This is a genomic window from Bartonella sp. AC10YNML, assembly GCF_042196825.1.
Classification (GTDB): Bacteria; Pseudomonadota; Alphaproteobacteria; order Rhizobiales; family Rhizobiaceae; genus Bartonella.
In genome coordinates this window covers 133,091-145,326 of record NZ_JBHIRA010000003.1, presented here as the reverse complement: position 1 = coordinate 145,326, position 12,236 = coordinate 133,091, and the positions used below count along the sequence as shown (strand labels likewise).

Sequence of the window (12,236 nt, the reverse complement as noted above, 5' to 3'; positions counted from 1 at the left end):
AATTGCATCAGATCTTTAAATAAGCGGGAATTAAAGGGGACAACACATGAGTGATAAATCAATCATCGAAGATCGAGGATCTATTGGAGATGGCAAAAACAATAGCGCCAAAACCGCCGGCAAAAAAATAGTTGTCGCAATAGCTTGTATAGGAATCTGCGGCTATGTCCTCTGGAACATCTTATCCACCCCCACAGAACAAAAAGACACTGCAAAAGCTCATAAAAAACAAGAACAAAGCTTTCACAATTCCCTCGCCCCTTTAGAGCTCGTCCCCTCTGACCCGCGTGCAAACATAGCGCCAATAACCTTACCACCCCCACAACCACTCGCACAAGAACCGAAAAAAGATGATCCCTTACTTGATGCCGCAAGACGCGCCCCCGTTCTTGCTTTTGCCAAAGGCTCTAGGTCTCAATTAAAAGACATTGTCAACACGACTCTCAATCCCTTTGAAAAATTCAATACCCTTGAAAATCTCGCCAATATGAAAAATTCCTCTGCCCTTCAAGACACACAAAATTTTGCGACCCTATTAAAGCCTACCAAAACAGAAGAAGCAAAAGCAAAAGCAAAACTCATCGGCAATAGAAACTTTATCATCGCCATGGGAACCTCTATTCCCTGTATCTTAGAAACGGCATTAAACAGTGAGCAACCAGGCTTTGCAAGCTGCATTATTAACCGTGATATCCTCTCCGACAATGGTCGCGTTGTTTTACTTGATAAAGGAACTCAAGTGATTGGCGAATACCGCGGAGGGATAAAACAAGGTCAATCCCGCCTCTTTGTTCTCTGGACAAGAGCAAAAACTCCAACCGGTGTCATCATCGACCTTGCCTCACCCGCAACAGACAGTTTAGGAAGAGCTGGTTTTGATGGCAACATCAACACCCATTGGTGGGAACGCTTTGGCTCTTCCCTTTTGTTGACCGTTATTGATGGTGCCACAACAGTTTTAACAAATAAAATAGTAGGCAATTCCAATAAAGGAGGTTCAAACAACTCTGGAGGCGGCGGTTTTGAAGGCGCAAACAACACTGGAAAAGAAGCCGCCAGTATTGCCCTTGAAAATCAAATCAATATCCCTCCTACCTTAGAAAAATTTCAAGGCGAACTGGTCAACATTTTCGTAGCAAAAGATCTCGATTTTTCCTCTGTTTATAAATTAACCATCACAAGAAAAAAGAGAAACGCTTTCTCGCGTTCTACGCCAGGCTATTCCTTTTTTTAATTCTCACGTTCAGAGTATATTATGCCAACAGCAAAAAACATAGAACGAGCCTCTATCGTTTTAACAAAATTAAAAATCTTAGATGACTTCCTCAATGATGAGAATTTATTTGAGATTGTTGTCAATCGCCCAGGCGAAGTGATTGTTGAGGGTCCAAATGGTTGGCAAACCCACATCTTAAAAGAGCTAACCTACAGCGAACTAGAAGGGATTGCGAAAGTTGTTGCTGCCTACACAACACAAAAAATTAGTGTAGAAAATCCCGTTCTTTCCGCAACACTGCCCAATAACGAACGCATACAAATTGTCATGCCCCCTGCTGTTGCCCCCAACACCATGAGCATGACAATTCGTAAACCTTCATCACGCACTTTTTCTCTTGAAAGTCTACACGAAAACCAGCTATTTTCTGTCACCAGAAACGTTAGTTTTACCCCCCTTGAACAAATGACAAAACGGGCAAGTGAACTCTCTGATACAGAAAAAGAGCTAACAGATCTCTTTATCGCCAAAGACTTTTGTACATTTTTAGAACGCGCTGTTGTTACACAACAAAATATCTTAATCTCTGGAAAAACCGGTTCTGGTAAAACAACCCTCTCCAAAGCTTTAATTGCAAAAATCCCTGAATATGAACGCATTCTCACCATAGAAGACACGCCCGAGCTTGTCGTTCCACACACAAACAAAGTGCAGCTCTTTTATTCAAAAGATAATCAAGGCTTAGCAAAAGCTGGAGCAAAAGAACTGCTTGAATCTGGATTGCGTATGCGCCCCGACAGAATTCTTTTGCAAGAGCTGCGTGATGGTACAGCCTTTTACTATATCCGTAATGTCAATTCCGGTCACCCAGGTTCTATCACCACCGTTCATGCCTCAACAGCACTCGCCGCCTTTGAACAAATGACCCTTTTAGTCAAAGAAAGTGACGGGGGTGGTAATTTAGCACGCGACGATATCCGCGGCTTATTAATCTCGATGATAGATGTCATCATCCAATGTAAACGTTTGGAAGGAAAATTTCGTGTAACAGAAATTTATTACGACCCTTTCAAGCGCCGTGATGCTTTTTAAAAAAAACGATACCCTCCCCCTCTTATGCCAATAGAGATTTTTTAAGAGCACAATTGATCGCTTCAGGTTCATTTTCAATGATTGAAAGTAACAAACGAGAAAAAGTATCTATAGAATATCGTCCCTGTTTCCAATCACGAATGCGCCTTACAGAAAAACCAAAACATGCCGAAAATGATATCTATAACCCTATATTTTTTCTGATTTTTTTGACATCAATGTTTGCAAGGATATGGCTACCAAATTTTATGACCTCCGCTTCACCTTTAGCATAAGAACAAAGTATTGATTTATATAGATAATTTAGCGTTATTCAACTTGAATTAGAACCCTGAATATCGTAAAATTCTCTCATTTCAAACCTGTGTATCTTGAAACAATCAAAATCACTTGCTTGCACACTACAAGCGGATAGTCCATGTGAAAAAACCGTACAAGAAAGAATTAAAAATGGCTCTTATGAACCCTCTCTAATGCCAAGGACTATCGCAGCACTCACAAGCTGGCAAAGTGTGTGACGGTGCACCGGCTCGCTTCTTCATAAACATGCAATACATTGATTTATAATGATAATTCACTGTTTTGTATGTTGAATGAGAGTCCTGAATATCGTACAATTCTCTCATTTCAAACCTGCTTATCTTGAAACAATCAAAATCACTTGCTTACACACTAAAAGCGGATAGTCCATGTGAAAAAACCGTACAAGAAAGAATTAAAAATGGCTCTTATGAACCCTCTCTAATGCCAAGGGCTGTCGCAACACTCACGAGCTGGCAAAGTGTGTGATGGTGCACCGGCTTGCTTCTTCAAAAACGTAAAGATGGAGGTGTTCAATGGCTTTATCGTTATACCATTCATGGTCGGCGCCATGAAAAGGGCCTGGGTGCCTTAAGAAATGTTTCTTTAAAACAAGCCCGTGAAACTGCACACAATGGTGTGCTGTTTTACGTGAGGGTCGTAACCCCCATTAAGAAAGAGCTTCACAAGCTCCTTGTAATATACGCAATCCTACTTATTTGCCTTATCCATTATTTTTTCCTTTCGATATTCGTTTAAGAGTACAGTTAAAATTCACTTAAGTTCATTTCTTTCTAACTTACTAGCTTAATTAAATTTCCTTGAGATAATTTACTGTAAATATCTAAGAGAAACACCGGAATATTTTGACCACCCAAAAAGGGTATAACCCTATATTCCCCACTTTTACCCTTATGCTTTGTTGGGAATCTAACTTTCCTTGCTCTCACCTCATTCCTTGCATAAAAACACCAGCATCTGGATTAGCAGCAATTTAAAAAAACAATATTAAATAATGCTTCAGGTGATATACCTTCCTCTTTCGCACAAGTTAATTGACTTTCCCCCACACCTCAAAGGAGTGAGATTCCTACCCGCCACGAGCCTGTCAACAGTCCAGCATCTCTCGGCGGCTTCCTGCTACTGACCACTCACGCGATTCACTTCATAGGCGCGACAGACAAACCTTGCCCTGAAATACTGATCACGATATCTAAAAACATTCAATATATAAAGCTTTTCATGCCTTATACCACCGCTCTAAACAACGGTGTTTTACGGCATAATAGGATAAGCTGTCGTTTCGATCATTGTTTGCATAATTGTTCAATATACGGAATCCCTGTAAATTATCAATAAAAATACGTGATACCCGTAACTATAATGATGTAAATTAAAAGCCAATTTTAAATGAATGATCAGAAGTATCAAATATCCAAATGACGAAATAAATCCTCCACATCTTTTACAAAAAAAACATCTTCTCCTCTTTCACTTTTCTCAAAAATTTCAAGCGTCTCGCATGCTGGCACCATCACACACTTTGCCAGCTCGTGAGTGTTGACAGCCCTTGGCACTAGAGAGGGCTCATAAGAACCATTTTTAGTTCTTTCTTGTACGGTTTTTTCCACATGGACTCCCCCCCGCTTGTGACGTGCAAGCAAATGATTTTGATTGATTCAACATGGAATAGATTTGAAATGAGAAAATTTTACGATATTAGGGGGCTAATTCAACTTGAATAACGCTAAATTATCATTATAAATCAATATATTGTTTCATTAGGAACATACATATCAAACGACAAATCCCTTTTCATTGACAACTTTAGTCAAAGCAATCCGTACAAAATAAGACACCGTAAGCCCTAGAGGGGCTAATATTTCATGGGCTTTTTTTAAATTCTTATCTATACATGCTCGCACAATATCTCTTGAATCCACCGCTATATTTATAAGTAACCCTCCTTTAGTTACTCTTTAATGAGACCCCAAATGAGCTACAATAAAAAGTTTCTAATGCATTAGATTTCTTGACCGTATCACATCTTTTGACTTTGTACGCACAGATGCGTTGTTGATCTCTTGTATATGTCTTTGTTGCAAAAATTGAACAGCTGTTTGAAGCTCGTTCACTAGCTTTTTATCCTGAAGTTGTTCTTTAGGGAGAACTTTTGATGAATCAAACCCATAGTTATGAAGTGCATCCCAAGACAACATTAAAGACAAAATCACGAAACGACATCGCTTTATCAGTATAAATCGCCAAACCCTTTTTTATCTAATCTCTGATCCTCCCTTATATGCAATGTATAAAGGATAGATTTTCGCCATTACACGAATCCCAAAACTCCTTCATCAACAACCGTTTTTCTTGGATAACCGTTTTGACTGACTGCTCTCACCAGCTTTTTCTTCTATACAACTCAAGAATTTTCATCCCTCTCTCAAGATCTCCCCTCCTCTAGCACACACAAGCCTCCAAGCTTTAGTCTTTATTCTTTTTCTTCCCCTCAACCATCATAAGAAGCCTCCCCTTTATTCAAAGGTCACCCGCTTGAAGTCTACTCAACGTTAGAAATATCCCCTTATATTCCAACAAATAATTCCCGTAGCAAACTTCCCTTCTATCTCTCAAAAGATTACCTGATTACTTACCTCACAGCATTCAAGATTCCTCAAAGCACAGCACCCACGTGTGCATCATGTTGCGTAATAACATCCATCAACTCTGTTACGACCGCATCCAACACTTCTCGTGCATCGCCTTCAGCCATAAGGCGGATAACCGGTTCAGTTCCAGAAGCACGGATAACGAGGCGTGCTTCTTTTCCCAACTTTTTCTCTGCTTGATCAATAGCCGTTTTAACAGGATTTTTTTTCAGGACATTTTTATTTTTAACCGTTAAATTTTTTAAAATTTGCGGTACAGGTTCAAACCGTTTACACAATTGGCTCATAGGACTTTGGCTTTCTTTCATACAGGCTAAAACCTGCAAGGCAGCCACCAAGCCATCACCCGTTGTGCCAAAATCACTGAGCACAATATGCCCAGAAGCCTCACCACCAACATTATATCCCTTTTGGCGCATGGCATCGACAACATAACGGTCTCCAACTTTTGTCCTTACAAGGTGCAACCCTTTGCCGTTCAAGAAACGCTCTAGTCCAAGATTTGACATAATTGTTGTAACAACACCATTGCACCGTAATCGTCCCATTTTATGCCAATTTTCAGCAATTACAGCAATCAACTGATCTCCATCAACCGTTTGTGCTTTTTCATCAACAATGAGAACACGATCTCCATCTCCATCAAGAGCAATACCCACATCAGCACGTACTTCATGCACTTTTCGTTTTAAAGAACTTAAATCGGTTGACCCACATTTTTGATTAATATTGGTACCATTTGGCTCATCATGAATAGCAAAAACCTCAGCCCCCAATTCCCATAAAGCACGAGGAGCCGCTTTATAAGCCGCCCCATTGGCACAATCCACAACAATACGCACAGCATCCAAGCGAACATCGCGCGGCAGAGTTCGTTTGGCATATTCAATATAACGATAAATATCCCCTTCAACCCGTTTTGCATAACCAATTTCGGCAGAACTTGCTAAAGATTTTGAAAGATCTGTATCGATTAATTGTTCAATTTTCGCTTCCATATCATCTGAAAGCTTAAAACCATCAGGACCAAAAAGTTTAATTCCATTATCATAGAAGGGGTTATGAGAAGCAGAAATCATCACCCCAAGATCCGCGCGCAAAGAGCGGCAAAGCATTGCAACAGCAGGTGTTGGCACTGGACCCAATAAAAAAGCTTCCATCCCCGCAGCAGTCAATCCTGAAACCAAAGCGTTTTCCAACATATAGCCCGATAATCGTGTATCCTTTCCAATCACCACACGACGTGATTGATGTTGTGAGCGGAATAAAACCCCTACCGCCATCCCTACCTTCATAGCAAAATCGGGTGTCATCGGAAATGAATTGGCTTTCCCCCGAATTCCATCTGTACCAAAATATTTTTGTACCATACCTCTTTCCTTTAATATCTACTTTTTCCCTTTGACTTTTTTAAACCCCTAAAAGCCCCCTTGGTACAATAGTCCTCCTCTCCCCGTATAAAATCAGATCATTGATCTTAAACCTTCATGCATTTAGACAATCAAGCCCCCTATTCACCATCTACACATCTAAACCACTCTCAAACAATTATGTTACACCCTCACACATAAAAGAAATATTATCTCCTCAAAATGCTCTACACATCCCTTTAACACAACCAACGGATAATCTCACACACTTGCTAAATCCGTAAAGAAACTCAGCACCAAACCTCATACCCTACCAAATCAGCAAGAAAATCTATCACCTAACCTTACAACCCCTACCACATTAGAAAAGCAACAGTACACCTCGCCTTGTAGCATGCTAAAGCCGTCATCATACAACGGCTTTGCTTAATTTTTTTGCTTCCATATTTTTGCAAATATTGCAAGAAAGGCGCAAACAAAGCTTGCGCCTTTCTCAAAAAATTTAGAAGTTTTCCTAAAACATCGTCACTCAAGCGTTCTTAAAAGGCTCCTATTTTCCTTTATCATGTCCCACCGTATTTGACTTTTTTTCTGCACTGCTTTTACTTTTAGAGCGGTTGACTGATTTTGTGGTACCTTTTGTGCTTTGCGCTTTTTTCTCAGTCTCATCCGATTGCACTTTTTTAGACTGAAGCTCCTTAGGTTCAACATCACTGGATTTTGCTGTTTTCTTCCCTACAGCTCCCTCTGCCTTACCCTCTTCTAATTTATCAGTCTCTACCTTATGAGTTGCTATTTTAGGCGCTGTTTCAGCGTCTTTTTCCTCTGCGCCTGCTGTCTCTACCCTCACTGTTCCAGTTTTCGGAACAGAGGATCCCCGTGGTGCAGCATTCTCATCTTTCTGTGTGCGTGAAGGAGGCTTTCCTGCAATAACTTCGTTAATTTCAGCTCCCGTTAAAGTCTCATATTCCAACAAACCTTGTGCCAAAGCAAACCATTCTTTTCTTTTTGTTTTCAAAATTTCTGTAGCATTTTTATAGGCATCATCAATAAGCTTACGCACTTCCATATCAATCATGCGCGCTGTTTCTTCAGAAACGTTTTGTGTTCGCGCAACAGAATGACCCAAAAAGACTTCATCTTGGTTATCTCCATAAGCAACATTCCCAAGCAGATCAGAAAATCCCCATCGTGTGATCATTGCGCGCGCTAATTTGGTTGCTTGTTCAATATCAGAAGAAGCACCGGAGGTGATATTTTCCTTTCCAAATTTCAATTCTTCAGCCACACGTCCACCCATCATAATGGCCAGACGAGAAATCATCCAACGATAACTCATGGAATAGCGATCACCTTCAGGCAATTGCATCACCATTCCCAAGGCCCTTCCCCTTGGGACAATTGTTGCTTTGTGGACAGGATCAGCAACTGGCACATTAAGAGCCACAATAGCATGTCCTGCTTCGTGATAGGCAGTGAGTTCTTTTTCTTCTTGTGTCATAGCGGTTGAACGACGCTCAGCCCCCATCATCACCTTATCTTTCGCATCTTCGAATTCTTGCATTGTCACGACTCTTTTATTACGGCTTGCAGCCATAAGAGCAGCTTCATTGACCAGATTCATCAGATCCGCACCGGAAAATCCTGGTGTACCTCTTGCCAAAATCTTCAGATCAACGTTGGGCGCTAAAGGCACATTGCGCACATGCACTTTCAAGATTTGTTCACGCCCAGAAACATCAGGGTTTGGCACAACAACTTGCCGATCAAAACGCCCTGGTCTCAATAAAGCGGGATCAAGGACATCGGGACGGTTTGTTGCAGCAATAAGAATAATACTTTCATTGGGCTCAAACCCATCCATTTCAACAAGCAACTGATTTAAGGTTTGCTCGCGTTCATCGTTTCCCCCTCCTAGTCCAGCACCCCGATGGCGCCCAACAGCATCAATTTCATCGATAAAGATAATACAAGGGGCATTTTTTTTAGCCTGTTCGAACATATCACGCACACGGCTCGCCCCAACACCTACAAACATTTCAACAAAATCAGACCCTGAAATGGTGAAGAATGGCACATTGGCTTCACCAGCCACAGAGCGTGCGAGCAAAGTTTTACCGGTTCCAGGAGGACCAACAAGCAAAACACCGCGTGGAATCCGCCCTCCTAAACGTTGAAATTTTTGTGGTTCGCGCAAAAATTCAACAATTTCTTGAAGATCTTGCTTTGCTTCTTCAACACCGGCAACATCTTTAAAAGTAACACGTCCTTGCGCTTCATTAAGCAATCTTGCTTTTGACTTCCCAAACCCCATTGCACCGCGTGATCCATTTTGCATTTGCCGCATAAAAAAGACCCACGCCCCCACGATAATAATAACAGGCAATAAGGAAAAGAGGAGATTGAGGAAGATACTATTTCCAGAGCTTTCAGGAATAGCTTTAACATTCACGTTTTTGCTTTCCAATTTTTGTATCAAACCTGGATCTCGTGGAGCATAGGTTGAAATAGCTCTATGTTCAATAGTTTGTCCTGTTAACTTTTGACCTTGAATGGTCACAGATTTCAACTCATTATTCTCAACTTTTTGTAAAAATTCAGAATAAGAAACCTCTCCACCACCAGAACGCTGACTATCTCCATTAAAGAAAGAAAACGACACAATCAAAATTAAGGCAATAACTCCCCAAATGAGGAGAGAGCGGTAATTGGAATTCATATTTAGCCCACTTAATCAAATCTAGATTTCAAACATTTCCCCTTAACATATAACCTTGTCAGCCCCTTGCCAAGGGATGAGAAGCTGTTTATTTTCTTTTAGAGTAATTTTTCTTTATCTTTTCACCTCAATATTAAAAAAAGGTTCCACAACATTTACCACAGCAGCATCTTCTCGCGAAGAAAGCCAATCGAAAGGTGCCATAATCCGCTTGATGATAACATTTTTATGAACAACTGCTTGAGAAATCAACTCTGGAATATCACACCCTTTGTCATTTGAGATCATCACCAGCGATTGTAAAGAGGGAAAATGAGGCTTTTCAAGCTCAAAATCGCTATTTTTTAATAAAAATTTCAGCTGTTCTAAATTTGCGGCTCCAACCTTTATAGCCTCATATCCATGATTTGTGATATGATAGCGCCCATCCCATATAAAAGTTTTATCTGGCTCAACGATAGCCTCTTTTATATTTCGCCCTTCACGCCACAAAGAAATTCCCTGCTTGTTATATTCAATAACAGAGCCCGCATAAGTAAAACGCTTCTTTTCTGGAGAATCGAGACAGAGTTTTTGAACAAGCATGCTTAATTTCTGATTGGGGAGCAAATAAAATCCCCCTCCCATCAGCACAGCAAAGAGCCCCACCACGAAAGGAAAACTGGAATGTTTCTGTAAAAATAGCGCAGGCTTTGCTATGAAACAACGTCCATGTTGGACAGTAATATCCAGTGCTAAGATCAAATCGGCAATATTTTGCGCGTGTTGACGACGCTGCAATGCGGCTTCATTTATTTTTTGAGCAATATAAGACAATTTTTGTGGAGAAAGAGATTGACGCACACGCACACGTTCAAAATTGCGATCTTCATTGGTTGGATCATCAATCCATGTTTGTCCTTGTAAGCGTAAATAATTCCGTAATGTTTGGCGTTTTACACCAAGGAGTGGACGAATCAAACGCACTTTTCTATGCAACAACGCCTCACGCGGAATACAGGATAAACCACGTTCATAGAGCGGACCATCGTTTTTTTCGGAAATATTTTTTCTTGTTTTTCTGGCATGAAACTCATCACGTATACCCTCGGCTTCACCGCGCAAAATACCAGCAAAACCACTGGCATAAACCTCATCGCGCATGGTAACAGCTTCACTATATAAAGCACCTCTGTTCTTTTGGAGACGTTGATACCGCATTTGATAGGTTTCAACCTGATCATTGAGTGTATGGCCCGTCATAATAACTGATGCGCCTTGTTTTTGTGCTTCTTTAACCAAGAGATCGTAGCGTGCAACACGCGCGCTGGAAGCAATATGCGTCTTTGGCTTTTCGCCTTCCCATCGCACAGTGATATGTTGAATATCATGGACACGACAAATTTTCGCAACAGTTTCTGCCTCACGCATCGATTCTTTACGCAATTGATGATCAACCGTGACAACAATCATTTCTGGAGGAAATGCGAGAGTTTCCAAATGCTCTTTGACCAAAAACATCAAAGCCAAAGAATCACTTCCCCCTGAGACGGCAAGAATCAACTTCTGACATGGAATAAAATCCGATGTTTTAAAGAGATTTCTTGCCAGTCTAACGCACACCGAAAACGACCTCGCTGTTTATTTTGCAGGTTTACAAAAAACAGATGCTAATGTTTGTTGACGTTTTGATTTTTTCACAAAATGAGCACAATTGTCTTTATTTGGCTCAAGAGCGACCATACTTCTTGCTAATTTCAGTAAAATCTCGGAGGTATAGAGCTTCTTTTTATCTGCATACCATGCGGTAAGATAAACTTGTGCTGCTTCATGATAGCGTTTTTGTCCCAACAAAGATTCGGCCAACCAAAATAAAGCATCATCACTCAAAGAATCTTTTTTGTAACGATTTTGAAAAGCGCAAAAGCTTTTTTCAGCATCAACATAGTTAGCAGAACGAATAAAATCATACCCTTCCTTATACAAAGCTTTAGAAGAAGAAAGATTGTCACTCTGATGTACTTCAATTGGAGCTCTTACTTCATGCGCTTTGTTAAAGGATTGACTGTTTTCATGGTCATGGCTCTCCACCTTAGCTTCCACAGCAGCAACCTTTGTCTGAACACCTGTACTATGGTCCTGCTCCATCTCTTCTTTTACAGTCTGAGATTTTTCATCTACAGCAGACTTTTCAAAAGAACAAGAATAAACAGAAGAGGTTTCTGTATCAAAAAGCTCGTGAAACTGCTTGTTAACATTTTTTAGACTGTTATGCTCAAGCACCATTCGTATCTTATGTAAAAGCTTATCTAAATCATAATCTTGAAATAAAGCCTGTTGATTCTCTAAAATAATCCCTTGGTGCTCCGCAACACTAGTGGCTTTTTCCGCCGCGCTAGATGCTGCTTTATCAGCTGCTTCAGGAGCTTTTTTCACAGCATCAGACGGCTTATCAACAGCGTCAGTGGCTTTTTTCTCCACATCAGATGCTGCTTTATCGGCTGCTTCAGGTGCTTCTTTCACTGCATCAGACGGCTTATCAACAGCGTCAGTGGCTTTTTCTATCACATCAGATGCTGCTTTATCGGCTGCTTCAGGTGCTTTTTTCACTGCATCAACAGCCTTATCAACGGCGTCAGTGGCTTTTTCTATCACATCAGATGCTGCTTTATCGGCTGCTTCAGGTGCTTCTTTCACTGCATCAACAGCCTTATCAACAGCGTCAGTGGCTTTTTTCTCCACATCAGATGCTGCTTTATCGGCTGCTTCAGGTGCTTCTTTCACTGCATCAGACGGCTTATCAACAGCGTCAGTGGCTTTTTCTATCACATCAGATGCTGCTTTATCGGCTGCTTCAGGTGCTTCTTTCACTGCATCAACAGCCTTAT

At 40.8% G+C, this 12,236-nt stretch carries 7 protein-coding genes and 2 pseudogenes; 3 read left to right on the top strand and 6 right to left on the bottom strand.

Going from position 1 to position 12,236, the window contains the following annotated elements:
- The first annotated feature begins 46 nt into the window (after positions 1 to 46).
- From virB10 to ACFINA_RS02960, 3 genes and pseudogenes are all read left to right on the top strand, one after another.
- Positions 47 to 1,234: a type IV secretion system protein VirB10 gene (gene virB10 / locus ACFINA_RS02970; protein WP_375606525.1), complete on the top strand. Its 1,188-nt coding sequence runs from the start codon at positions 47 to 49 to the stop codon at positions 1,232 to 1,234.
- 21 nt (positions 1,235 to 1,255) lie between these two features.
- The gene (gene virB11 / locus ACFINA_RS02965; protein WP_375606526.1) at positions 1,256 to 2,308 is read left to right on the top strand and encodes a P-type DNA transfer ATPase VirB11; all 1,053 of its coding nucleotides are present in this window, start codon (positions 1,256 to 1,258) and stop codon (positions 2,306 to 2,308) included.
- A gap of 721 nt (positions 2,309 to 3,029) precedes the next feature.
- Positions 3,030 to 3,276, top strand: a pseudogene (locus ACFINA_RS02960) (Arm DNA-binding domain-containing protein); the annotation flags it as partial.
- Positions 3,277 to 4,035: 759 nt separating this feature from the next.
- Here ACFINA_RS02960 and ACFINA_RS02955 read toward each other — a convergent pair.
- From ACFINA_RS02955 to ACFINA_RS02930, 6 genes and pseudogenes are all read right to left on the bottom strand, one after another.
- Positions 4,036 to 4,239 carry a hypothetical protein gene (locus tag ACFINA_RS02955; RefSeq protein ID WP_375606527.1) on the bottom strand — a complete coding sequence of 68 codons (204 nt, stop codon included), beginning with the start codon at positions 4,237 to 4,239 and terminating at the stop codon, positions 4,036 to 4,038.
- 165 nt (positions 4,240 to 4,404) lie between these two features.
- Positions 4,405 to 4,533: a type II toxin-antitoxin system RelB/DinJ family antitoxin gene (locus ACFINA_RS02950; RefSeq protein WP_375608109.1), complete on the bottom strand. Its 129-nt coding sequence runs from the start codon at positions 4,531 to 4,533 to the stop codon at positions 4,405 to 4,407.
- Positions 4,534 to 5,285: 752 nt separating this feature from the next.
- Positions 5,286 to 6,650, bottom strand: coding sequence for a phosphoglucosamine mutase (glmM, locus tag ACFINA_RS02945; RefSeq protein ID WP_375609303.1), 1,365 nt, complete (start codon positions 6,648 to 6,650; stop codon positions 5,286 to 5,288).
- A gap of 550 nt (positions 6,651 to 7,200) precedes the next feature.
- Positions 7,201 to 9,369 carry an ATP-dependent zinc metalloprotease FtsH gene (ftsH, locus tag ACFINA_RS02940; protein ID WP_375608107.1) on the bottom strand — a complete coding sequence of 723 codons (2,169 nt, stop codon included), beginning with the start codon at positions 9,367 to 9,369 and terminating at the stop codon, positions 7,201 to 7,203.
- A gap of 114 nt (positions 9,370 to 9,483) precedes the next feature.
- Positions 9,484 to 10,971: a tRNA lysidine(34) synthetase TilS gene (gene tilS, locus ACFINA_RS02935; protein WP_375606531.1), complete on the bottom strand. Its 1,488-nt coding sequence runs from the start codon at positions 10,969 to 10,971 to the stop codon at positions 9,484 to 9,486.
- Between the two features lie 18 nt (positions 10,972 to 10,989).
- Positions 10,990 to 12,236: pseudogene (locus ACFINA_RS02930) on the bottom strand (tol-pal system protein); the annotation flags it as partial.

What these genes read in the sequence shown, in the direction of transcription:
- virB10 (WP_375606525.1), top strand. Translation starts at nt 47, where the DNA reads ATGAGTGATAAATCAATCATCGAAGATCGAGGATCTATTGGAGATGGC.
- virB11 (WP_375606526.1), top strand. Translation starts at nt 1,256, where the DNA reads ATGCCAACAGCAAAAAACATAGAACGAGCCTCTATCGTTTTAACAAAA.
- glmM (WP_375609303.1), bottom strand. Translation starts at nt 6,650, where the DNA reads ATGGTACAAAAATATTTTGGTACAGATGGAATTCGGGGGAAAGCCAAT.
- ftsH (WP_375608107.1), bottom strand. Translation starts at nt 9,369, where the DNA reads ATGAATTCCAATTACCGCTCTCTCCTCATTTGGGGAGTTATTGCCTTA.